We start from the raw sequence: 23565 nt of genomic DNA, 5'->3' as shown, positions 1-23565 counted from the left end.
TTGATTACAGCAGTTTTCAATTCGCTAGAACACACGGCAGTACTGTAGGGGCATAGCAATGCTGTGCCCTTACCATGTGGTTTGTACTTTATGCTTTTGAAAGCGCTGTATTTCCGGGCGGTTATGCAGTCTAATAGAGAATGCTGCAAGATATTCAGATGTTCTCTTATTCCCAAATTAAATAACCAAGATTCAAAATGACTCAATTATCTACCGATGAAATTCGGTACTATCGAGAAGTTTTGCCAGATGATGCATCTGCACAGGAAGCGTTGACTAAGCTGGAACAAAACAACGGCGACATTGACGCTTGTTTAGATGAGATTTTGTTAGAGAAATTCGGTGCTACTAAAGACTATCAAAAATCTCTGCGGGAAGTGACACTCAAGCGGTTGCGGAAAGAACTCTGCGGCGCTGATGAGAGTTTCCGTACCAAGGTGCAGGAATACAAAAAAAATCCCGCTAGTGCGCCGTTACTCTCAGCGTTGATTGTCTCTTTGCTAGCCATGACTGGAGTGCCGCTCGACCCCACCATTGCGACTATTATTGTGTTGTACATTGTCCATATCGGCATCGATATATTTTGTGAATATACGGAACCGGATGCTGATGCTTGTGGAAAACAACCGCCAGGAAACCAACCCTGAAGCACCCCACCCCCTAACCCCCTCCCCGCAAGCGAGGAGGGGGAATTTACTGTTTTGGTAATCTCTCTAAAATCTCCCGTGCTTTCTCAGCCCAATATTCATCCTTATACTCAACATATATCTCCAAAGCTGTTTGCAAATTAGCCCTCGCCTCCGCGTAGTTTTCCTCTGCTTCTGCCAGTGTTCCTAAACAATGGTAGGTGCTAGCAGTTAAGTAGCGATCGCCAAAATCGATTTTGATTTGCAAAGCTAGTTGGTAATTGTGCCTTGCCTCTTCAAATTCCCGCAATGCTTGGGCTACCCTTCCCAACTCGTGGTAGGTGCTTGCACATTCGTAGCGATCGCCAAATTCGATAGAGATTTGCAAAGCTTGTTGGTAATTACGCCTTGCTTCTTCAAATTCCCGCAAATCTTGGGCTACCATTCCCAACTGGTGGTAAGCGGGAGCACTTAAATAGCGATCGCCAAATTCGATTTTGATTTGCAAAGCTTGTTGGTAATTGCGCCTTGCCTCTTCAAATTCCCGCAAATCTTGGGCTACTCTTCCCAACTGGTGGTAGGTTCTTGCACTTAAATAGCGATCGCCAAAATCGATTTTGATTTGCAAAGCTAGTTGGTAATTGTGCCTTGCCTCTTCAAATTCCCGCAATGCTTGGGCTACCATTCCCAAGTGGTGGTAGGTTCTTGCACATTCGTAGCGATCGCCAAATTCGATATAGATTTGCAAAGCTTGTTGGTAATTGCGCCTTGCCTCTTCAAATTCGCGCAATTCTTGGGCTACTCTTCCCAACTCGTGGTAGGTGCTTGCACTTAAATAGCGATCGCCAAATTCGATTTTGATTTGCAAAGCTTGTTGGTAATTGCGCCTTGCCTCTTCAAATTCCCGCAAATCTTGGGCTACTATTCCCAAGTGGTGGTAGGAAACAGCTTTCCAAAGTTGTTTTTGTCTTTCTGCTTCACCTTCAAGCGGATCATACAGTTGCAAAGTCTTCTCGTAGGAGATTCTTGCTTGCTGATACTGCTTTGCTAACAGTTGACAGTTACCAAGTCTCTGAATTGCTAAGGGTATCTGATAACCTAATTCCCCTTCGATAAATGCAGGTGGGTACTTCTCCAAACGTTGACAAACCATTTCTGCCAACTTCAGGTTACTTTGATTATCACTATTCAAATCAAAGTATTGCTTTAAACAGAAATATATGCTGATGCTCTCTTGTTTTTCCAAACAAATTTGCAGCGAATTGTAGAGATTTTCATATTCCAATCGGCAGAATTCTATACCCCATTGCCGCTCTTGCGCGTCCTTGGATTTCATTAAATCATTGTAATAATCTGCCAAATCTTGATAGTGGTTTTTAAATCCCTTCTGCAAAGCTTCACGAGTATCCTTATCAAGAACCTCTAACTTTGTCTTTAAAAAGTAGGGAAAAACAGGTTGAATTGCCAGCAAAGGTGAATCTTCCTCTCCCCCTCTCCTACAAGGAGAGGGGCTGGGGGTGACGTTCATCGGTGAGAGTAAACCCCAGTTAATCGCTTCTTGAATCGCCTCATTAAATTTCTCAAACTGGTAATCTTTGAATGGTTCCAGTGTTTGCAATTCCTCAATATAATTATGAATAGAACGGCAGTTAATAAACCCACTAAAAGGAGCCAAACACAACAGCAACTTTTGCGCCTCTGGTGAAAGATTGCTGTGGGAATATTCCACACATTTAAGGATACTTTTCGTCTTCTCCTCACTGGGCGTATCCAACTTCACATCAGCAGACTGCAACGCCCCAAGAATTTCCTTGGGCGATTGGTTTTTCAAATTCGCCAGCACCACTTCCATCGCCAAAGGATACCCCGCCAACAGTTTCATCAACTGCTGAAAATCCTCGTTTTGGCGGATACTGGGAATACGCTTTTCTGTCACATGACGTTGAAGAATTGCTTGTGCCAAGTCAGAACGCGCTTCTTTGTCTAGCCCTTGCAACTCATAAATATTGCTTTTAAAAGTCGTTGGTTGCAACCAATCTTCACGACTGCGCGAACCCAGCACTACCCGCGTTTCTCCCCCTACCAACCGCGTCAAAAAATCTTTGATTTGGTTGCGTTCCGTTTCTGGTAGAGTATTTTGAATCGCCAGAGGTTGCCCAGTCACCGATTCTAAATTGTCCAGAATCAAAATATAAGATTCAGCGCGGAGTGTTTTGAGTAATTTTTGCTTTTTCGCTTCTGGTAGCATCCGATGGAAATTGTCAAACCTATCATAAATTTGGTTGCCAATTTCCCAGATGATTTGCTCTAAATTCCACGCCTTCTCGTCATAGCCAAAATAAAACGCATCTTTTGCAAAACCTGTCCTCTGCCACCATTGCCGTAAATATCTCAGCAGAGTAGTTTTCCCCGTTCCCCCCATTCCCTGTAACAGCAAGATATTGTACCGCAACAACGACTTTTCAATTTTCAGAATCTCCAAATCTCGCCCGAAAAATCCATATTCCGGCGGCGTGAAGCGATACCTTTCACCTTCAGTTTGCCAAAATTGCTCCTCTTCTTGTGGCGTAAACTCCCGCAGGTTGAACTTTACCGCTTGATTGCTGTAAACCACAGGTAGCAACCAATCTTCCAAATCAATTTCTTGGTTGAAATAAGCTTTGCGCTTCTTGTCATGAAAAAGTTCCAGCCTGCCCAGCCGTATCGCCTCGGTGATTTCCTTGTTATCAAACAGACTAGTATAAACCCGCTGCATCATCAGCTTAGCAGCATCCACAGTGACGGAATACCCCATCGCCGCCACCATCTGCATCCCCGCCGCCATCAACTGACTACCCAGACTAGTCTCTGTGTAATCTTGATTAACCTCTCCCCCAGCCCCTCCCCTACGAGGGGAGGGAGAAAATCTCCCTCTTCTCCTCCTTCCCCCTTCCCTTGCAGGGAAGGGGGTGGGGGGTTAGGTTTCACCTGCTTCCCCGACTGACAAGCATTGAGAAGACACACAGGAATTCCCTTACCCGTCAACAGATTCGCTAACTCCGTCGCCTCTACCGGATCAGCATTGCCCTTCATTTTCCCCTTCCAAAAACAGAAACGCCTTCACCCCGTCGTACCGTTGCAAATCATAACGTCCCCATCTCACCTGATAAGCATAGGGCTTTGCCGTTCCTCATTCTGGATCTCCTGATATTTCATCAACGCCCCGTGGGCATCAAAGTGGATGATGTGATAAAAGCCCGCGCCTTTCTCTTCCAGATGTCTTGCGAGTGCTTCATAAGTACCCGGACGCAATAACTCCACGTTTACCGCCAACTGACTATTTTCAATCGCCTCAATCAGTGGTCGGGAAATGGTACGATAACCAACATCTTGTTCTTCATTCGGTCGCGCCGTCACCACCAGCAAATTAATCACTGGCGACTGTGGAACATCCGCCTGCTTTGCGCCACGTTTAATACTCTTGCGTACCATCACACACAGTCTACCGCCAGTGGTCGCGGAAAACCAGGTTCCCACAGCGCCTCCCAGTGCAGTGCTTGAAATTCTGGGGTTTTCCCACAATTTGTATCTCTAGCGGATTATGCCCTTTCCGCAGTTGCTGATATTCGCTGTAAGCATTTATATCCGTAAAAACTTGGTCAAATAAATTTTCACCGTATTTTTTAATACTTGCTGCTGCCCCTTTGGGCTATAGTAGTATCACTAAAGGGGCACTCCAGCCACTCTTCAAAATACCACTCCAGTTCTTTTTCTTCCTTGGTAGTGAATGGCTCAGTAATGGTAACAAAGTTTTCTTCCGCTGCAAATCTGAGAGTTGCCTCAAATCCGGTTTCGGTTTTTCCTTCTTCCCGAATCGTGATCACTGGCATGGCGTGACACTTTTGATAAAAGTAAGGATATCTAGGTATAGACTACACATTCACTGCTTGTGTTTCCAGAGTGAAGCCGCCATAGCCGACAAGGCAAAAAGGCACATTTACCTTATACCTTACAGCGGTTTTCATATGAATAGATGTGTTAATCTGTGGTTTTATTTTCATCCATTGGCTTTTGCAATCTTACTCCATGAGCAAAAGTTCACAAAGAAGGATGATTTTGGTTCTTCCTTCTGCCTTCAGCATAGCTGCCTTATTTTCAAGGCAAGTTAATTGAAAAAACGGAGAACTTTTGTCTGTTTTAACCGACTTTAGCTATAAGCCAGAGATTTTAATTTCTTGTGGTAGTATGGAGAATTTCTGATGATACACCATTTAATAGACCGAGTAGGCGATTGGAATCCTCAATTATTCCGAGAACTGAAAGGACGCCTCAAAGGTTTTAACGTAGCAATTGCAGTTGTCTTATCACTACTTGGTCAACTGGTACTATTCCTTTATCAATTACAAGATTTCCCTGGAGAAACACATTCACTAGTCGGCAAGTACTGTCGTCAGCGTCCATTTTACGAACAGCAACAAAGCCAGATTTTTCGACAATCTAATGACCTTCATAGACAATTAGATGGTTATAGAAATACTCAACCACTCAACTCTGATAGAATACAAGAACTTAAATCACAAATCGCGCAAGTAAAGACAAAAAATTCTGAGTTTGAGAGTTATTTATCCAATAATTTCTGCCCCACAGACCAACTTGATATGCAAATGTGGTGGCGGGAACATTGGGAATACATATTCCTCTCGCTGAGTGTGATTTTTATTTTCACGCTGTTAGTGGCTGGCACTTATTTGCTGATTAATAATTTAGCGACGGAAGAACGGCGCGGTACGCTCAATTTTATTCGCCTCACTCCCCAATTGGAAACGAGTATTTTGACTGGTAAAATGCTGGGTGTTCCCATCTTAATTTACCTGTTCATCTTCACAGCAACACCTTTACATTTCATTGCTGGACGTGCTGCTAATATTGCCACAAGTTACATATTAAGCTTCTGGGCTGTCCTGGTTGCTGGCTGCATTTTCTTCTACAGCGCTGCACTCCTTTTTGGTTTATGTTGTCGTGGGTTCAGTGGTTTTCAGCCTTGGTTGGGTAGTGGTGCTGCTCTATTATTTTTGATACTGACGATGCAAATAGCGTTGTCTGGTTCATCTTTAAACCATTCAACTGCTTGGTTTAGCCTGTTAAGCCCATTTGACATGACGCGATATTTGTTCCCAAACCTGTTTTCCAGGCGATATAACTCTGAACTCATCGAAAAAGTGCAGTTTTTTTATATCCCGATAGGAACAAATCTTGTCGGTTTGATTGGTTTACACTTGTTGAATTATGGCTTGTGGACTTACTGGATTTGGGAAGCACTAAAGCGTTGTTTCCGTAATCCAAACGCTACCATCCTCAGCAAGGGTCAAAGTTATTTTCTGGTCGCTTGTTCCCAAGTCATTCTTTGGGGATTTACTATACAGTATATAGAAAACTACTGTCCCTCTACCCCTCCATACAAGTTGAGTTGTTCTATTCATGATCTGAATTACCAAATACAACAGAATTTTATTTGGCTAGTCTTGTTCAACTTAGTGCTGTTGTTTGGTTTGATTGCAATTCTCTCGCCTCACCGTCAAACAGTACAAGATTGGGCAAGGTATCGACACCATAATCTTTCTGGTCATCAAAGTGTTTGGAAAAATTCTTTGTTGCTGGATTTGATTTTAGGTGAAAAAAGCCCTCCATTAGTGGCAATGGTGATTCATCTTGTGATGGTAACGACTCCAGTAGCCATTTGGATTTTACTGGCACCTATTTTGAATGTTCATCATAGCAGAAACCTAAATTGGCTAATTAACGATGTTGGTAGGTTAAATGCCATCTTGGGTGTGGGTTTGTTTATCACTTTAATGATGATTTACGCCACGATAGCCCAGAAGATGTTGTTGATGAAAACTGCTAAGCGTTCTTTCTGGGCAATTGGCACTATTGGTGCAGCAATTTTCTTGCCACCACTGATTTTAGGAATGCTTCATGTTGAGCCTTCCAAATACGCTATTGTGTGGCTGTTTTCGACTTTCCCTTGGGCAAGTTTGGAGTACAGTTCGACGCCAACAATTTTTATGGCTTTGTTGGGAGAATTCAGTGTTTTGGTATTGTTAAACTTCCACTTGAGAAAGCAGGTGAGACTTGCAGGAGAGTCAGCGACAAAAGCACTAATGAGTCAATAGTTATTACACTAATCACTAATGACTAATGAAGATGTACAGACGCGCCATGGCGCGTCTCTACAATGACTAATGACTCATGACTAATGACTATTTCATTGCTTTCTTGACTAATTCTGGAATTTGAGAAGGACGTTCGGCGACTGGGACTTCTGCTTCAGAAAAAGCCGCTAATTTACTTTTTGCTGTGCCAAAATCAGGATCGCGTCCGATGACAGCCGCTAAAGTTCCAGTTTGACGCCAATGTTTAACGGGTGGTGCTTGTGTTCCTGCAATATAAGCAACAACTGGTTTATCAATTGCTTCCGCAATATATCGCGCTGCGGCTTCTTCACGACCACCACCTGGTTGACCAACTAAAACAATTGCTTTTGTGGCTTCATCTTCATCTAATATTTGTAGCCATTGCAGAAAAGACGAACCAACGATCGCATCACTACCAATGCTGACACTAATCGACTGTCCTAAGCCAGCATTAGTTAATTCTCTAGCAATTTCGTAGGTGAGAGTGGTGCTGCGACTGAGGATACCTACTGAACCAGGCGTGTAAAATTCACTCGGTTGAGTCCCTAAGAGAATTTTCCCCGGTACGATGATCCCAGGACTATTTGGTCCTACTATCAAGGTTTCGGTTGCTTCGGTTTCGCGAAGTAATTCCACCATATCCAATGGTGGCACGCCAGGGGAGATAATGATGATTTGGCGGATATTAGATGCGATCGCTTCTAGTGCTGCATCTAGGACTTGGTACGGATCTACGCAGATGATTGTCGTATCAATACCTCCAAATTGCCCCACCACTTCCTCTACCAAGTCGAATACTGGCAAACCGTATCTTTGCTGTCCACCACATCCAGGATCGACCCCACCTACCAAATTTGTGCCTTGAGCTTTCATTTGAGCAACATGAGTTGCTGTAATATATTCACAAAAGCCTTGGAGTAACACTTTACTGTCTGGTGTCAAATTCATAACAGGTTAATTGGTCAAAACCTTCTGTTGTATGCTGTGGACTTAGCAAGACGCACTGCTTCTGCTACCGCTTCATCCAAATTTTCTACCACCACTATAGACCCATCAGTTGGGGTTTTCAGTGTTGCGATGTATTTCCTTGCTGTCTCGAACTCAGAACCGGCAAGACGGACTACTAAGCGCGGAAAATGGCTCTCTCGACGGTTTTTGTTGCCATTAGACCTTGCCATATATGGTTTGACTTCGGTTGTGCTATTCTCCACAAAGTTGCCAATCACTTCAGAGACTTCGCCAGCTTGAGAAATACTACCCAGGAAGTTAATCAGTATCACTTGAATGCTTTTATCAGTACTCAAGTTTTTTAAAGCTTTTTCCAAGCGACTCCTGAAGGTAGTTGGTGAAGTTTCGGTAACAGACGCATGACGCAAATTCAAACACACACCTGGCTTTCCACCAGTATTAACCACTAAGTCCAAAGTTGCCATTACCGAACCAGCACCATTACCCAAAATGGCAATTTTCCCGTGCATTTCTACGACATCCCAGTCGCCCAAATTTCTGATTGTCTCGCTACTGGTATAACGCTTTACGATTTTTGTTGCCATTTCAGCCAAATCTGAGTGACGCCCAATTGCCCGTTCGTTAACGGTGATGTTACCATTGAGCGCCATAACTTGACCAGAAGAACTCACACCCAAGGGATTAATTTCCACCAAGTCTAAGTCTTTTTCTACAAATAACTGGTACATCTTTTCAATAACAGTGCTGACAGACTGTATCAATTCACCCTGCAAGCCCATTTTCAACGCTAGTCGTCGAGCATAAAATGGGGAAAATTCCTGTTCAACGACAACGTGCTGCATTTTCTCGCTAGCTGATTCCCAATCAATATCGTCTGCTTCTGTGCAACCCAAAAGTACAGGTCGGCACAGTGCTGTATCTAAAACGACCGCGAGATAAAATTCTTGTTCAGTGTCATACTTAGCTTCTGCCAGTAACACTTCTGGCAATTCGCCCAAAATGGGTAAATGAAAGATATTTTGTGCAGCGGCGATCGCATCGATAGTCGTTTCTACAAACCTGACTCCACCCGCTTTTGCTCTTTCACCCGCATGCACCTGAGATTTCAGAACAATCGGGTAGCTAATTTTTAAACGTTTTAAATCCGTGGGATGGTCAATTCGTTGCGAAGGCAATACAGGAATGCCTCTTTTTGCCAACCATTCCTTAACTTGGTACTCTAATAAATCCATTGACACACACCTTTTTTACCACATTTTCATTCTTTGCTGCGGTGCTGTCGAAAACATTGACGCTGCACCCTAGTTGCAGGATAAAGCTTTTTTTCGCTATAAATACTTATTTTCCCTGATCAATTTTAACTAATTCACTTTATAAGGAAAATTTATTTTTTATCAAAACACTTACTCTTTGCAAGTAAACAAGACGCCATTAATTGCATCAGTAAATTTGCTAGTATTGCGCTTCTCAACCCTCTTTGTCAATAAACCTTGATACAACCTAACATCAAAGGCACCCTCATTTTTAGATAATTTGGCTTTTTTTAATCGTGAGTTAACCAATTTAAAATTTTACATGACATTTTCTCTAGAGACTAAAACTTAATTATTACACAAGCACAAAGCTTTTTTAGCTCACCCAAAGAATGAAATTTGAGGTATAACGTCTGAACTAAAGGATGAACTATTTCATTTTTTATCCTTTGTCTTTTAGACTTTCTTTTGTTCAACATTGAACAGTATTTCTATCAGATTGATTCATGGCTTGACTTAATCATTCATAATTCGTCATCCATGTTTTTTACTTGTACCATTTTTTATAGTTAATATAGATTGGGGAGCATCCTTGTTTCAAAAAAGCGCTGCTGTGGTAGTAATTATTAATAATGAATTGATAATTAATAATTAATCATCTTACCAATTGGGCAGCAGAGTTAAAAAATTGACGACTTATTCCCCGAGTGACTAACACTGTTGTCAGCAAATTGGCAAAAGCAATCATGAACATAATCAAAATTTGGTAAGATGCAGCTTCGCGAGCATTAACGCCACTGAGCAACTGACCGGTGATAATTCCTGGAAGCGTCACCATGCCTATAATCATCATCTGATTAACAGTAGGAATCAATCCAGCGCGAACAGCATCTTTACGGTACTGTACAATAGCTTGTTGGGGAGTTGCCCCCAAGCTTAAGTGGGTTTCTATTTCCAAGTGACTAGCATTAATGGTGCTGACAAGACGTTCTCCGGTAAGCGCAGCAGCATTCATCGCATTACCTAAGACTATTCCTGCTAGAGGAATCACATACTGCGGCTCAAACCACCGATCTGGTTGAATGATCAATACATTGGTATAAACCATTGTCAAGGCTGTGCTGAGGAAAATTGACCCCCACACTAAGGGCAACATCTGCGGTATTTTTTGAGTAATGCGATTTCGTGCGACAATTGCCGAAATTGTCAGCATGATTGATAAAATCGCCAAAACTGCCCAAGGATTATCTAAAGCAAAGATGAACTCTAAAACATACCCCAATACAGCGAGTTGTAGGATGGTTCTCCCTGTTGCGATCGCTAAATTTAGTTCCAGCCCTATTCTTTCCCACGCGGATAAAGCTATGGCTGCGCCCATTAATCCAACAGCACAAGCCAAATCAACGAAATCTAGCTTGATTAACTCCTGCATGGGTTTTCTACCTCTTGTGTATATGGGTTACAAGGTATAGGTTACAGGGTTCTATGTTACAGATTTTTCCCTGTCACCTGTTCGCTTTAAAAGGACTCATTGGGAACTTTAATTAAAGGTATTAGTTCTTGGTGGATATCCATCTCCTTTCACCCTAGCAAATGGTAGCCTTTTTGATAAAAAACCTAGGTAAAAACCCTTGAATAGCGTGATTTTGGGAAAAAGACTTTCACGCGTGTTTTTGATTCAAAACTCAATAAGCGCAAATCTAACATCGGTATCTATTTTTAACTTAAGATAAATCTCATGATTCAAAGTGTAAAACATTCCATACCAGCCTTTGACATCAAGCAACAATACAGCATTATTGAAGCAGAAGTCAGCGCAGCCGTTTTGGAGGTTCTAGCTTCTGGTCGTTATATCGGCGGTCCAATAGTAGCAAACTTTGAACAACAGTTTGCCGACTATACTGGTGTGACTGAATGTGTAGGCTGTAACTCTGGTACTGATGCTCTTTTCTTAGCACTGAAAGCTTTAAATATTGGTGCAGGTGATGAAGTGATTACCACACCATTTACTTTTATCGCTACTGCTGAGGTTATCAGTGCAGTGGGTGCGGTGCCAGTATTTGTTGATATCGACGCTACTACGTTTAATCTAAACGTAGAACAAGTAGCAGCCGCAATTACACCGAAAACGAAAGCAATTATTCCAGTTCACCTGTTTGGTCAACCTGTAGATCTGACTGAATTGATGGATGTAGCACAAGCACATAATTTACTAGTGGTAGAAGATTGCGCTCAGTCCACAGGGGCAAGTTGGGCAGGGCAAAAGGTAGGAAGCATTGGACACATCGGTTGCTTCAGTTTTTATCCTACCAAAAATCTTGGTGCTTACGGTGACGGCGGGGCAATAACGACGAATGACCCCGAAATCGCGGCAAAGTTACGAGTACTAAAGGAGCATGGACAGAAAAATAGATACTATTACGAGGAAATCGGTGTCAACAGCCGTTTGGATGCCATCCAAGCCGCTATTTTGCAAATAAAGCTGCCTTATCTAGATATTTGGAATAATCAGCGGCGAAAAGTTGCATCTCGTTATCACCAGTTTCTCAATCAAGTTTTCGGTATCACTGCACCCCAAGAATTAGCTGGGGGTATGGGAGTGTGGAATCAATACACCATTCGTGTACTGGGCAATAAAAGGGACTTGATTCGCAGCCAATTGCAAGATCGGGGTGTAAACACAATGGTTTACTATCCCCACCCTTTACATTTGCAGCCAGTTTATGAAAGTCTGGGGTACAAACAAGGGCAATTGCCAGTGGCAGAGCAAGCCTGTCAGGAAGTTTTGTCTTTGCCTATGTTCCCAGAATTGTCAGAAGAACAGCAAGACCAGGTAATTTATGCTTTGAAAGATTGCTTGGCGTAATCAGTCCTAAGCAATGAGTGCTCAATATTTTACACTTAGGATTCGGTACTCATCACTCAACCTAATACCTGAATTAAATTATACTCTTTAAGAGTAGGGTGGGCATCCCTGCCCGCCCAGTTTCTAGGACGGGCTAGAAGCCCATCCCACAAGAAAAAGTTGGGTATTTTTTAATTTGGAAGTCCCTTAGCACTCAGCAGTCTTGTCGTTCCCAACGCTTCTACCAAACCACGTACAGCGGCTATCATTGCGACTTCGCTGTTGAGTTGGTTGATGGCAGAACCGACACCAACACCAGTAGCGCCAGCAGCAATAGCAAGGGGTGCTGTGACGCTGGAAATACCAGAAGCACACAGCACTGGAACTGACACCGCACGGGAAATTTCATAAGCTGCTGCCAAAGTGGGAGCAGCTTTTTCAATCAGTCCCAAAACTCCGGGGTGAGTTGGGTTGCTGCTTGTACCTCCTTCGGTTTGGATGATGTCTGCGCCAGCTTTCACCAGTTCCTCTGCTAGTTGTACCTGTTGATCCAGTGTCAGAATATGGGGAACAGTCACAGAGAGAGTAATTTTAGGCAGGAGAGCGCGGGTTTGGTGAGTCAGCGCTAAAACTTCCTCAGCCTCAAATTTACGTCCTTGAGCATAAAAAGAATCGAAATTACCAATTTCAATCAAATCTGCACCTGCTGCCACAGCTTGGACAAATTTCTCTGGTTCAACTGCTGATACACAAATAGGCAAATTTGTCAATTTTTTTGCCATTTGTACTAAGGTGGTATCAGCAGCGATATCAACAAAAGTCGCACCACCGTGATGGGCTGCTTTGACGGTTGCTGCGACGCGATCGCGATCAAAGTTATTCAAACCGCTGATCACTTTAAGAGCGCACCGATTGGCAAATGCACTTTGGAGAGTGGGATGCATTGTCATATTTCGTCTTTTGAAGCTTTGAAAATTAGGTTTATTCTACCGTCTCCTCGATAACAGGGGTTAGGGAGTCTCCCAAATCACTACCGCAGTTGCCAAATCTTGATAGTCTTGTCCTTACCACCACTCACCAAAGTTTTGCCATCTGGACTGAAAGCAACGGCATAAACCTTGCCTGAATGCCCCTTTAGATCTAAGACTTCTCCCGTATCCAAGTTCCAGATTTTCACACTCTTGTCATCACTGCCAGCTGCGATATGTTCGCCATCTGGGCTAAAGGCGACAGAATTCACATGACCTGAATGCCCTGTCAACGGGCTTATTTCCTTTCCAGTGTTCAGCTTCCACACTTTGACAGTTTTGTCATCGCTAGCACTAGCCAACATCTGACCATCTGGACTTATGGCAAGGGCATTCACATCACCTGAATGTGGTGGTAGGGTACGTAGAACCTTACCAGTCTTCAAGTTCCAAACCTTAATTTCCCTAACCGCACTTCCACTAACAAGCGTTTGACTATCTGAACTGAAGGCAACAGACAAAACGGCACTTGTGTGCTTGATTAAAGTTTGTAATTCCTGCCCTGTGTTCAAATTCCAGATTTTGATGGTGTTATCATAACTACCACTAGCGATATTTTGACCATCTGAGCTGATTGCAACAGAATTCACTAAGGCTGTATGACCTGTCAGGGTACGGATTTCCTTTCCCGTGTTCAGATTCCAGATTTTAATTGTGTTATCCTTGCTGCCACTGACAACAGTTTGACCATCCGGGCTAATGGCGACAGAATAAACCTTGTCTGAATGCCCCTTAAGCGTGCGGATTTCCTGTTTATTATTCAGGTTCCAAAGTTTGATAGTCTTGTCATCGATACCACTAGCAAGGGTTGTACCTGAAGGGTTGAACGCTAAGGAATTAACCTCGCTTAAATGCCCAGTCAAAGTTGGGATATACCCCAAGCTTTGCCAATAAATATATCCGCCTAACCCTAAAAGCAGGATAATGCCCCCCGCTAGCAGTTTATGTTTTAACTGGATTCTCGGTTGAAGAACAGTGCTAGGAAAAACCGATTGTCTCGGGTTTATCCTTGACGGCGGCTGCGGTAAAGAAAAATCTCGTGGAATTGAGGCAGGTTGTGGCTTTTGATGCAAATCTTGCAGCAGTTCATCCACTGACTGGTAGCGATGCTCGATATCTTTTTGTAACAATTTGTCCAATACCTGCACCAATTGTGGAGATAAGGGAGACTTGAGGTGTTGTCGCCAATGCATCACCCAATTATAACCGTGTTCCATGTAAAGCCCAGATGGGTGAATTCCTGTCAATAAATTAAAGCAAGTCACACCCAAACTAAACAAGTCACTTGCTGGATATGCACTGCCATACTTCATTTGTTCCATCGGTGCATAGCCAAAAGAACCAATGGTTGTACCTGTTTGTTCCAGTGAAGTTGCTGTTAACTGCTTGGCAACTCCGAAATCAATCAGTACTAAATCTTCCCGAGGGGATCTACGAATAATATTTTCTGGCTTAATGTCTCGGTGAATAACTTGATGTTCGTGGATAAACTTGATAATGGGTAAGAGTTCAGTTAACAGTTTCCAAATCTTTTCCTCACTAAAAGTTCCTTGCTGTCTCAACTCTTGCCGTAAAGTTTGCCCGAGGATGAACTGCTGCACCAGATACAAGTAGTTATCATGCCGGAAATAAGCATACAAAATCGGGATCTGCGGATGTTCTCCAAGCTGTTGCAACCGTCGCGCTTCTTCTTGAAAGAGTTCTGTAGCCTTAACCAGGGCGCTGGTTCCTTGAACTTGTGGTGCTAGCTGCTTGACGACACAATGTTCATTCAGTTTGTCTTCATCCTCTGCCAAAAAAGTTCTGCCAAATCCTCCGCCTCCCAGTGGTTGGATAATGCGATAACGGTTTCGCAACTGGGATATCAGTTGTGTGCCGCAATTTTGGCAGAAAGTGGTATCAGAATTTCGGGGCTTCTCGCAACTGGGATTGAGGCAGTAGATCATAGTTGGGCGTCTATCAGCCGTTGTCATTTACTATAAGACTTCCTCTCAATCCCTTCAAATTTCTGAATTACCAATTTTGTTAAGTTTTGCTATCTGAGGCTACTGTTGCTTTTTGTAGAAAAGGTCTTTGCCGTGCTGCTTTTCGTGCTGCTACCAGCCGTTTTTTCTTGGCAATTGGTGTCTCGTCAACTGGTGGCTTCTGCTTCCGCTTTCTGGCAAAGCCTGTAAGCCGTGAAAAGTCAGGTGACGAATATATAGCAGTCCTATTTGATTTGTGAAAATCGCGCATGTTTAGATTCCCGGCTTCGCAGAAGTAGGGGACCTTGTTGTTCACCAACGATTTAGAATTGCTGCGATCGCTCGATGAATTCCTCAGTTCTCAAAACATCTACCACCGCAAAAACTTCCTATGTTTTGTTGTCTAACGTCAGTTGGGATTAGCTGGAAAACCTTGATGTAGATCTAGAAGGTACAGGCGCACGGCTGACTTATTTAGATCGAATTTTAGAAATTATGTCCCCCTCAATACTCGCGCTCGTCGCAAAGCGTCCCGTGAGGGATACGCTCTCTACCCTCATCTCCCTCTCATTTGCCCCGACGCTACCCATACGCTCGTATCATGAAAATATAAAAAAGTAGCCAAATCTTAACGGCATCACATGGGCAGTATTTGGGAACTCGATTTTTACTCGCGTCCGATTGTGGACGAAAACCAGAAAAAAGTTTGGGAAGTCTTAGTATGCGAAACTCCTTTGGAAACCCGCACAAAAATTGATTCTTTGTTTCGCTTTGCAAAATATTGCCCCAGTACTGAGGTCAATTCAGCTTGGTTACGGACGGCGTTGGAGGAAGCAATTGGCAAAGCAGGAGAAACACCGAGAAGAATCCGCTTTTTCCGCCGCCAAATGAACAACATGATTACCAAAGCGTGCAAAGATTTGGGTATTCCCGCCGAGCCAAGTCGTCGCACTTTGCTGCTGAACCAATGGCTGCAACAGCGGCTGGAGCAAGTGTATCCTCAAGAGCCAGGATATCAAGCAGGCACAAATCCCTCGGTAAACTTGGAGAAATCCTCACCCCAACGCTTACCAGATGCTTTGGAAGGGAAACAGTGGACATTTGTTACTTTGCAAGGCGCGGATTTTACGGTAATGCACGAGTGGGAAATTGGCTTTAGCGAAGCTTTCCCCTTGGACATAGCGCAAGTTTCCCCCGAAACCCCAATTCCTGGTGTTTTGATATATTCACCCAGAGCATTGCCAATAGCAGGGTGGATGTCTGGTTTAGAGTTGGCGTGCTTGAAATTTGATAGTAGCCAAGGGGCGAGATTGCTTTTGGAAACTGGTGCGACTGAGAGTTGGATTTTGGCGAATATCAAAAACCCCGAAACTTTAGCAGAAGCCAAAGGCTTTGAACAAGCAAAGCAAAAAGCTAACGGAGTGCATTTTATCGCGGTGCAGTCTAATCCTCAAGAAGAATCTTTTGCCGGATTTTGGCTGTTGCAAGAGGTCAATCTGCCGTAAATTTGATTGAGGGAATGGGTTTGTAGTCAGCGGTCGCCCACTTTCGGCTCTGCGCGATCGCATGCCTGACTACAAGCCAATTTCTATGTCCACAGCCCGAAACAATATGGTGTATAAAGAATTACCAAACAATTCGCTGGCAGAACAACTGCTGGAACTATCCATAAAATCAGGTGCAGAAGCGGCTGAAGTTTATCAGTCAAAATCGCTTTCTCGACCTGTATTTTTTGAAGCAAATCGTCTCAAGCAGTTGGAAACCAGCCAATCTGAAGGTACAGCACTGCGGCTGTGGCGTAACGGATGTCCAGGATTAGCTGTGGGTTATGGTCCTGTGGAACCGCAAGCCTTAGTGGAACGTGCTTTAGCTTTGAGTCAACTCAATCAACCTGAAGCATTGGAATTGAACAGTGATTCTAAGCCTTCCTACCCAGATTTGGGTGAAGATGTCCCTATAGAAAAGTTGGTGGAGTGGGGTAAAGAAGCGATCGCCATCATCCGCGACGCATATCCAGATGTCATTTGTACGGCAGACTGGGAATGTGATGTTGAAACCACTAGACTCGTGAACACAAAAGGTTTAGATTGCCACTACACTGATACCACTCTCAGCTGCTATGTGGATGCAGAGTGGGTACGAGGTGACGATTTGTTGAACGTTTCTGATGGTCAAACCAAAAGAGGTAACCTGCAGCCAGAGAAAGTTGCTCACCAAATTTTACAACGGTTGGCTTGGGCAAGAGAAAATGTGACGCCTCCCAACGGTCGTGTCCCGGTTCTGTTTACTTCTAAAGCTGCTGATATGCTTTGGGGGACTGTACAAGCAGCTTTGAATGGCAAGCGAGTTTTGGAGGGGGCTTCTCCTTGGGGGGAACGCATAGGCAAACCAGTCATTTCACCAATCACCGTTTACCAAGACCCCCACGCGGGACCTTACAGTTGCCCTTTTGACGATGAAGGCACCCCAACTCAGTCTTTGGTGTTTATCCAAGACGGTGTGTTGCAGCATTTTTACTGCGATCGCACTACCGGACGCCAGTTAAGTATTGCCTCCACAGGTAATGGTTTTCGCCCTGGTTTAGGAAGTTATCCTACTCCTGGCTTATTTAATTTCCTGATTCAGCCTGGAACGGAATCGCTACAACAATTAATTCACCATCTTGATGATGGTTTAATTGTGGATCAAATGCTGGGAGGTAATGGCAGTATTTCCGGTGACTTTTCCATCAACGTTGATCTAGGATATCGCGTCCAAAAGGGTCATGTGATTGGGCGTGTGAAGGATACAATGGTGGCTGGAAACGTCTATACAGCTTTAAAACAATTGGTTAAACTGGGTGACGATGCTGACTGGAATGGTTCTTGCTACACTCCATCTTTGTTAGTAGATGGGCTATCGAGTACTAGCAAGCAAAATTAAACATGAAAAATGACTTGGCAGCTATGGACGATTCAAGTGATAACCCTGATACGTTGCTGGCAATAATTTCGTTTAAGAGTATTTGGAACCGCAGATGGACTCCTGCGTGCGTTGGTGAGCCAGCGCACGCAGGAGGGTTTCCCGACAGCCAGGCGACTGGCGAAAGGGTTCCCCGGCTTGAAGCACCTGCCGTGCAGATGCACGCAAAGAATTTATTTGTGTACATCTTATTTATCTGTGGTTTGGTATTCCAAATGCTGGCTTTTGCAATACACACCAAAAACTACGTGAGCGCAAACTGCTTTCTTTGAGTAGGCAATCAAGTATGAAATTAGACTTTCCAGGCAAGTCTAATGATTTGATTTTTCTTTTTTTTGAACTTTGAATGAGCGAATTTTGAATTGATATGTCACCTCTTTTTCTTTCTCAGAGCTTTCGCGCTTTGTGGCAGCCTAGAAGAGGTTTAGCGATCGCAGAAGCGTCAGTTATCGGTGTAGTCGCAGCCCTATCTGCTGTGTTTTTCAAATTTGGAACAGGATGGTTAGGAACATGGCGAGTTCATACTTCCTACCTTTTTCCAGCATGGCTTGTTCTACCACTCATTGGTCTTAGCTTTGGATTTTTGGCTGGCTTACTTGTAGATCGGTTAGCACCCGAAGCATCTGGTGGTGGAATTCCACAAGTCAAAGCTTCTCTTGCTAATGTGCCAGTTAGATTATCATGGCGCGTTGCAGCTGTCAAATTAATTAGTGCCATCATCACGTTGGGTTCGGGTTTAACTCTGGGGCGGCAAGGTCCTACTGTCCATGTTGGTGCAGCTTTGGCAGCAGGGATGAGTCGCTGGGTTCCCACTTCCCCTGATCATCGACGGCAGATGATTGCCGCTGGTGCTGGTGCTGGGTTGGCAGCGGCTTTCAATGCTCCCATTGCCGGGATGATATTTGTTGTCGAGGAATTACTTCAAGATTTATCAGGATTAACTTTAGGAACTGCCATTATCGCCTCGTTTATTGGTGGCGTTGTCTCCCGGCTATTAGGGGGTAACAGTCTGCAACTTGACTTGGCAGCAACTCATTACTCCAGCACTTTCTCAATTCTAGAAATTCCCTTTTACCTGATTTTAGGTGTCCTGGCGGGGTTACTGTCTGCATTATTCAATCGTGGACTAATTGCGAGTTTAGGAATTTACCGTAACTTACACATCAGCTTACCGCTGAGGGTGGCGTTAGCTGGATTTATATCAGGTGTCGTTATTGCGCTGCTACCACCATCTTTCCGCAATAATACTGCATTGCGCGAGTTTATCATCACTGGTGAAGTTCATGCTTCCATAGCAGCGATCGCCTTTGTCGCTCAGTTTATCCTGACTTTGGTGGCATTTGGCTCAGGAGCGCCAGGAGGATTATTTGCTCCCAGTCTGGTTTTGGGTTCTTGTTTAGGATACATCATTGGTATATTCCAGCTTTATGTCTTAGGACAGGGTTCTCCGACAACCTATGCACTGGCAGGAATGGGGGCATTTTTTAGCGGCGTCTCTAAAGTGCCAATTACAGCAATTGTAATTGTGTTTGAGATGACCACAGATTTCAACCTGGTGTTACCTTTGATGATTGGTTCTGTGACATCCTACTTAGTTGCTGAAAAAATAGTCCCTGGGTCACTGTATGACAAACTTTTACAGTTAAGTGGCATCACTATCCAAAAACAAGCTCCGATTGAAGGACTATTGACAACGTTAACAGCAAAAGATGTGATGCAAAGACGGGTGGATACTCTGGAGACAGAAATGTCTTTGGATGAAGCTGTAGAGGCTTTCTCCCGTTCGCACCACCGGGGTTTTCCGATAGTAGAAGATGGTAAGCTAGTAGGAATTGTGACACAAAGCGATTTGCTAAAAATACGCGATCGCAATCTCCCAAAAGACGCCACCTTGAGGGAAATCATGACTAGCAATCCTTTGACAGTCACTCCCATCCAAAACCTCAGCGATGTGCTGTATTTGTTAGACCGCTATCAAATCAGTCGCTTGCCAGTTGTCGAGGGGCGCAGACTGATTGGAATCATTACCCGTGCGGATATTATCCGGGCAGAAGCAGACCATATCAACTGTGAAAACAGGCAACAAGGACCGCGACCAGAACCCTCTTATGTTGTTTATCAAACACGTTCTCCAAGTATTGGTAGGGGTAGATTACTCGTACCTATAGCTAATCCCGAAACAGCAGCAACACTATTGGAGATGGCAGCTGCTATTGCTCGCGATCGCCATTATGAAATAGAGTGCATCCAAGTGATGCCAATCTCTCGCCACAGTTCCCCAACAGAAACCCCAGTCAGAACAACAAAAAGTCGTCGCTTGCTGAGGCTTGCAGAGGCTTTGGGCAAAAAGTGGAAAATTCCCGTGCATACACAAATTCGCGTCACCCATGATGTGGCGCAGGCAATTCTCGAAACAATTAAAGAACGGCACATCGACCTGATTTTGATGGGGTGGAAGGGTAACACTTCCACCCCAGGTCGTATTTTTGGCAACGTTGTAGACACGATAATTCGCCAAGCCACCTGTGATGTGATGCTAGTTAAGTTAGGAGCAATGGATGGGTTAACAGATTTAACAGAAACATCATCTGATATATCTGTTGCTAAATCCGCTCTCACTCCCCAATTCAACCGCTGGCTTGTTCCGATGGCTGGTGGTCCTAACGCCTGGGTGGCGCTTAAATTGTTACCCGCTTTAGTGACATTGGGAAATGATCCAAAAGTCCGCTTAACTCGGGTGTTCAAACCCTCAGAAATCGAGCCAGATATGACAGTTTTAGAAGAAGCTATTCGCCAACTCATTCGTCGCCGTAAGTTGGGAAGCACCGTTTTCGCTAGCCCAGTTAAATCTGACTCAGTTTCTGAAGGTTTGATTAATTTGGTGAAAAAAGAACACTACGATGTAGTCGTTTTGGGTGCTTCGCGTGAGGGAATGCTGCAACAAGCAATTACAGGCAATATTCCGGAGGCAATAGCTTCTGGTGTAGATAGTACAGTGATTTTGGTGAGGGGGGCGATAGGTAGTTAATAAAGTTGAAGGGTTTGTAAGAAACACTAAGGGCGATCGCTACTATTGTTTAAGCTTTTGTAATCAGCGTCTGAGTTGTCGTTAGGGATGCGGAGGGCAAAACAGAAATGAACGGGTGGCATCTGAAATCATGGTTCTTAATTGGCAGCGCTTTAAGTGTGCTTCACTGTACTCAACCGATCGCCGCTCAAGTCGTTCCCGATAACACACTTCCAGTGGGAGAGCGATCGCAAGTCTCCGGCAATCCCAACTTTCAGATTGACGGAGGAGCAAGGCGAGGTGGCAACCTGTTCCACAGCTTCCAATCGTTTTCTGTTCCCACGGGCGGTAGTGCCTTCTTCAACAATGCAGCCGATGTGGAGAACATCCTGACGCGAGTCACAGGCGGCTCAATTTCTAACATTGATGGTGTGATTCGAGCTCAGGGCACGGCGAATCTGTTCTTGCTCAACCCGAATGGCATTGTGTTTGGTGCAGGAGCCCAACTCAATATTGGTGGTTCGTTTGTTGCTAGTACCGCTAACAGCATCAAGTTTGCCGATAATTTTCAGTACAGTGCCAGTAATCCCCAAACGACACCGCTATTGACCGTCAGTGTCCCCATTGGCTTGCAGATGGGATCAAATCCGGGGCGGATTGCAGTGCAGGGAAATGGGTACAACATATCAGGCACAGCTCCTTTCCTCACTCCCCTGATTCGAGGAAATGCCTCAACAGGTCTAAAAGTGCCACCAGGACAAACGCTGGCATTGATTGGAGGAGACATCAATATCCAAGGAGGTGTGCTGACGGCAGAGCAAGGACGGATTGAGTTAGGCAGTGTGCGGGATGGAATTGTGAACCTGGGCGCAGGGTTTGCTTTGAGCTATCCAGGGATGCAAACGTTTGCTGATATTCGCCTCTCGCGGCAGGCATTAGCTGATACCAGTGGTTCACCAGGCGGCTCAATTCAGGTGCAAGGTAATCGAGTTTCGTTGACAGATGGCTCACTTGTGTTAATTCAAAATCAAGGCGGGCAAGCGGCGGGAAGTCTGCGTGTCAATGCTGCTGATTCTTTAGAAATGAGTGGAATCAGCCCTAGCGGTCAGTTAAGAGGTGGGTTGAATACCGAAACAATCGGGAGTGGACGCGGAGGTGATGTTGCAGTGTCAACGCAGAAACTTGTGGTTCGAGATGGCGCAGGAATCTTTACTCCCTCCTATGGTGCAGGTCGCGCAGGAGATATTACCGTTGCCGGTGCCGATTCAGCGCAATTGATTGGATACACCTCGAACTTCGTCAGCACTATCACCGCTTTTGCTGTCAGTTCTGGAAACGGAGGAAATATCACGCTATTCACCCAACGCTTAAGCCTTCTCAACGGAGCCATCATTACATCTGGCGCAGATACAGGTAGTGGCAATGGAGGAGATGTGACGATCAATGCAACTGAATCGGTAGAACTGATTGGAGTAGGGACGTCCACACTCAGTAACGTGAGTTCCACTTCTAGCTTGAAAAGCACTGGAAATGGTGGAAATGTGACAATCAACACGTCCAAGCTGGTGGGTCGCGACGGAGGAAGCGTCAGTGCTTTGACCTTCGGGACGGGGAGAGCGGGGAGTGTCACGATCAACGCCACCCAATCAGTAGAATTCAGCGGTATCGGACAACTTCCTCTTACCCGTATTCTCTTTCCCAGCCAGGTGAGTGCTTCTGCCCAACTTCTTCCACCAAGTGTGTTTTTTCCCAACCCACCTATCCCCAATCAAAATTCTGGAGATGTGACCATCAACACCGGACGCTTGAGCGTGACTGACGGTGCGAAAGTTGATGTGAGTCATCAAGGCACGGCTAGTGCTGGAACCTTACGCATCAATGCCAACTCGCTTCTTCTAGACCGGGGAGGCACGATTACTGCGGCTACCGCATCCGGTGAAGGCGGCAACATTGACGTCAATGTGCGAGATTTTCTACTGCTGCAAAACAACAGTCCGATTACAGCTTCTGCTGCTGGCACTGGTAACGGCGGTAACGTCAAAATTAATACGTCCTCACTCGTCGCCGTTCCCACTGAAAATAGTGACATCCGTGCCAACTCTGTGAACGCTCGTGGCGGTAACGTAACGATTAATGCGAATGGCATCTTTGGCACTCAGTTTCGCCCTCAAGATACTCCTAGTAGCGACATCACTGCTACAGGAGCCAGTTCTGCTCAAAGTGGCACCGTCCAACTCAACATCGAACGACTTGACCCCACCTCCGGCTTATTCCAACTGCCCACGACTCTGGTTGATTCATCTGGTCTGATTGCGACTAGCTGTCCTGCTGACGAAGGCAATTCCTTCGTTATCACCGGGCGGGGTGGCTTACCGCCCACTCCTGAGCAAGAATTGGACGATGACGCCGAGTGGCAAGACCGACGCAGACTAACAGTTGGTCAGCAAAACGAAAAGCTGCCCACACCCCAAACGCCAACCACTCGCACCCCAAACCGTTCGGGGTTCGGCAAGCTCACCCGAGCCGCAGAGCTCACGGCTTTTCCCAAATCCTACACCCCAATCATCGAAGCAACCGGATGGCAGAGAACTCCCACCGGAGAAATCATCCTAGTTGCTACCACACCTGAGCCGCCTACGGTGCAAAATCCGTTGAAGCAGCCAGTTAACTGCAAAAGCAGGCAGTAAATTGCTTACAGCGCTTTTCAAGTAAATAAACCACTCTGTAGGGGCACGGCAT

General features: G+C 44.8%; 18 protein-coding genes. 8 read left to right on the top strand and 10 right to left on the bottom strand.

What is annotated here, in order from left to right:
* Positions 1-197 precede the first annotated feature (197 nt).
* Positions 198-647 carry a hypothetical protein gene (locus tag V5G28_RS16615; protein WP_332991349.1) on the top strand — a complete coding sequence of 150 codons (450 nt, stop codon included), beginning with the start codon at positions 198-200 and terminating at the stop codon, positions 645-647.
* 46 nt (positions 648-693) lie between these two features.
* Here the strand turns inward: V5G28_RS16615 and V5G28_RS16610 are convergent, their stop codons facing one another.
* The 4 genes from V5G28_RS16610 to V5G28_RS16595 all read right to left on the bottom strand — a co-directional run bounded on the left by V5G28_RS16610 (position 694) and on the right by V5G28_RS16595 (position 4495).
* On the bottom strand, positions 694-3450 hold the full coding sequence (locus tag V5G28_RS16610) for a tetratricopeptide repeat protein (protein WP_336230941.1): 2757 nt from the start codon (positions 3448-3450) through the stop codon (positions 694-696).
* Positions 3450-3698: a hypothetical protein gene (locus tag V5G28_RS16605; protein WP_336230940.1), complete on the bottom strand. Its 249-nt coding sequence runs from the start codon at positions 3696-3698 to the stop codon at positions 3450-3452. Before V5G28_RS16605 ends, V5G28_RS16610 begins: the two co-directional genes overlap by 1 nt.
* A 66-nt stretch (positions 3699-3764) precedes the next feature.
* Positions 3765-4187 (bottom strand): hypothetical protein, encoded by a 423-nt coding sequence (locus tag V5G28_RS16600; protein ID WP_332991347.1) that lies wholly within the window; start codon positions 4185-4187, stop codon positions 3765-3767.
* A 101-nt stretch (positions 4188-4288) separates the two neighbouring features.
* Positions 4289-4495 carry a hypothetical protein gene (locus tag V5G28_RS16595; RefSeq protein ID WP_332991345.1) on the bottom strand — a complete coding sequence of 69 codons (207 nt, stop codon included), beginning with the start codon at positions 4493-4495 and terminating at the stop codon, positions 4289-4291.
* A 369-nt stretch (positions 4496-4864) separates the two neighbouring features.
* On the opposite strand from V5G28_RS16595, the gene V5G28_RS16590 reads away from it, so the two are divergent.
* A complete protein-coding gene (locus tag V5G28_RS16590) occupies positions 4865-6778 on the top strand; it encodes an ABC transporter permease (RefSeq protein WP_332991343.1) in 1914 nt (637 codons plus the stop codon).
* 87 nt (positions 6779-6865) lie between these two features.
* Here the strand turns inward: V5G28_RS16590 and V5G28_RS16585 are convergent, their stop codons facing one another.
* The 3 genes from V5G28_RS16585 to V5G28_RS16575 form a co-directional block, all read right to left on the bottom strand.
* Complete coding sequence (locus V5G28_RS16585; RefSeq protein ID WP_332991341.1) at positions 6866-7747, bottom strand: succinate--CoA ligase subunit alpha; 882 nt, start codon at positions 7745-7747, stop codon at positions 6866-6868.
* Positions 7748-7761: 14 nt separating this feature from the next.
* Complete coding sequence (locus V5G28_RS16580; protein ID WP_332991338.1) at positions 7762-9000, bottom strand: succinate--CoA ligase subunit beta; 1239 nt, start codon at positions 8998-9000, stop codon at positions 7762-7764.
* 676 nt (positions 9001-9676) lie between these two features.
* Positions 9677-10453, bottom strand: coding sequence for an ABC transporter permease (locus tag V5G28_RS16575; RefSeq protein WP_332991336.1), 777 nt, complete (start codon positions 10451-10453; stop codon positions 9677-9679).
* 306 nt (positions 10454-10759) lie between these two features.
* On the opposite strand from V5G28_RS16575, the gene V5G28_RS16570 reads away from it, so the two are divergent.
* On the top strand, positions 10760-11887 hold the full coding sequence (locus V5G28_RS16570; RefSeq protein ID WP_332991335.1) for a DegT/DnrJ/EryC1/StrS family aminotransferase: 1128 nt from the start codon (positions 10760-10762) through the stop codon (positions 11885-11887).
* 170 nt (positions 11888-12057) lie between these two features.
* Here V5G28_RS16570 and V5G28_RS16565 read toward each other — a convergent pair whose 3' ends face one another.
* From V5G28_RS16565 to V5G28_RS16555, 3 genes are all read right to left on the bottom strand, one after another.
* A complete protein-coding gene (locus V5G28_RS16565; RefSeq protein WP_332991332.1) occupies positions 12058-12816 on the bottom strand; it encodes a DUF561 domain-containing protein in 759 nt (252 codons plus the stop codon).
* Between the two features lie 80 nt (positions 12817-12896).
* Complete coding sequence (locus V5G28_RS16560; RefSeq protein WP_332991400.1) at positions 12897-14840, bottom strand: serine/threonine-protein kinase; 1944 nt, start codon at positions 14838-14840, stop codon at positions 12897-12899.
* A 79-nt stretch (positions 14841-14919) separates the two neighbouring features.
* Positions 14920-15129, bottom strand: a complete 210-nt coding sequence (locus V5G28_RS16555) for a hypothetical protein (protein ID WP_332991330.1) — start codon at positions 15127-15129, stop codon at positions 14920-14922.
* A gap of 370 nt (positions 15130-15499) precedes the next feature.
* On the opposite strand from V5G28_RS16555, the gene V5G28_RS16550 reads away from it, so the two are divergent.
* From V5G28_RS16550 to V5G28_RS16530, 5 genes are all read left to right on the top strand, one after another.
* Positions 15500-16363: a Tab2/Atab2 family RNA-binding protein gene (locus V5G28_RS16550; protein ID WP_096568738.1), complete on the top strand. Its 864-nt coding sequence runs from the start codon at positions 15500-15502 to the stop codon at positions 16361-16363.
* Between the two features lie 106 nt (positions 16364-16469).
* Positions 16470-17780 carry a TldD/PmbA family protein gene (locus V5G28_RS16545; RefSeq protein WP_096571468.1) on the top strand — a complete coding sequence of 437 codons (1311 nt, stop codon included), beginning with the start codon at positions 16470-16472 and terminating at the stop codon, positions 17778-17780.
* A gap of 23 nt (positions 17781-17803) precedes the next feature.
* The gene (locus V5G28_RS16540; protein ID WP_332991327.1) at positions 17804-18091 is read left to right on the top strand and encodes a hypothetical protein; all 288 of its coding nucleotides are present in this window, start codon (positions 17804-17806) and stop codon (positions 18089-18091) included.
* Between the two features lie 95 nt (positions 18092-18186).
* Positions 18187-20847, top strand: a complete 2661-nt coding sequence (locus V5G28_RS16535; protein ID WP_332991325.1) for a chloride channel protein — start codon at positions 18187-18189, stop codon at positions 20845-20847.
* Between the two features lie 107 nt (positions 20848-20954).
* Positions 20955-23513, top strand: coding sequence for a two-partner secretion domain-containing protein (locus V5G28_RS16530; protein ID WP_332991323.1), 2559 nt, complete (start codon positions 20955-20957; stop codon positions 23511-23513).
* Positions 23514-23565: the final 52 nt, after the last annotated feature.

The organism is Scytonema sp. PRP1, assembly GCF_036697665.2.
Taxonomy (GTDB): domain Bacteria; phylum Cyanobacteriota; class Cyanobacteriia; order Cyanobacteriales; family Nostocaceae; genus Kalymmatonema; species Kalymmatonema gypsitolerans.
The sequence above is the reverse complement of the archived record's forward strand: the minus strand, read 5'-3'. Positions and strand labels throughout refer to the sequence as shown.

What these genes read in the sequence shown, in the direction of transcription:
- V5G28_RS16615 (WP_332991349.1), top strand. Translation starts at nt 198, where the DNA reads ATGACTCAATTATCTACCGATGAAATTCGGTACTATCGAGAAGTTTTG.
- V5G28_RS16610 (WP_336230941.1), bottom strand. Translation starts at nt 3,450, where the DNA reads ATGGCGGCGGGGATGCAGATGGTGGCGGCGATGGGGTATTCCGTCACT.
- V5G28_RS16605 (WP_336230940.1), bottom strand. Translation starts at nt 3,698, where the DNA reads ATGAAGGGCAATGCTGATCCGGTAGAGGCGACGGAGTTAGCGAATCTG.
- V5G28_RS16595 (WP_332991345.1), bottom strand. Translation starts at nt 4,495, where the DNA reads ATGCCAGTGATCACGATTCGGGAAGAAGGAAAAACCGAAACCGGATTT.
- V5G28_RS16590 (WP_332991343.1), top strand. Translation starts at nt 4,865, where the DNA reads ATGATACACCATTTAATAGACCGAGTAGGCGATTGGAATCCTCAATTA.
- V5G28_RS16585 (WP_332991341.1), bottom strand. Translation starts at nt 7,747, where the DNA reads ATGAATTTGACACCAGACAGTAAAGTGTTACTCCAAGGCTTTTGTGAA.
- V5G28_RS16580 (WP_332991338.1), bottom strand. Translation starts at nt 9,000, where the DNA reads ATGGATTTATTAGAGTACCAAGTTAAGGAATGGTTGGCAAAAAGAGGC.
- V5G28_RS16575 (WP_332991336.1), bottom strand. Translation starts at nt 10,453, where the DNA reads ATGCAGGAGTTAATCAAGCTAGATTTCGTTGATTTGGCTTGTGCTGTT.
- V5G28_RS16570 (WP_332991335.1), top strand. Translation starts at nt 10,760, where the DNA reads ATGATTCAAAGTGTAAAACATTCCATACCAGCCTTTGACATCAAGCAA.
- V5G28_RS16565 (WP_332991332.1), bottom strand. Translation starts at nt 12,816, where the DNA reads ATGACAATGCATCCCACTCTCCAAAGTGCATTTGCCAATCGGTGCGCT.
- V5G28_RS16560 (WP_332991400.1), bottom strand. Translation starts at nt 14,840, where the DNA reads ATGATCTACTGCCTCAATCCCAGTTGCGAGAAGCCCCGAAATTCTGAT.
- V5G28_RS16555 (WP_332991330.1), bottom strand. Translation starts at nt 15,129, where the DNA reads ATGCGCGATTTTCACAAATCAAATAGGACTGCTATATATTCGTCACCT.
- V5G28_RS16550 (WP_096568738.1), top strand. Translation starts at nt 15,500, where the DNA reads ATGGGCAGTATTTGGGAACTCGATTTTTACTCGCGTCCGATTGTGGAC.
- V5G28_RS16545 (WP_096571468.1), top strand. Translation starts at nt 16,470, where the DNA reads ATGGTGTATAAAGAATTACCAAACAATTCGCTGGCAGAACAACTGCTG.
- V5G28_RS16540 (WP_332991327.1), top strand. Translation starts at nt 17,804, where the DNA reads ATGGACGATTCAAGTGATAACCCTGATACGTTGCTGGCAATAATTTCG.
- V5G28_RS16535 (WP_332991325.1), top strand. Translation starts at nt 18,187, where the DNA reads ATGTCACCTCTTTTTCTTTCTCAGAGCTTTCGCGCTTTGTGGCAGCCT.
- V5G28_RS16530 (WP_332991323.1), top strand. Translation starts at nt 20,955, where the DNA reads ATGAACGGGTGGCATCTGAAATCATGGTTCTTAATTGGCAGCGCTTTA.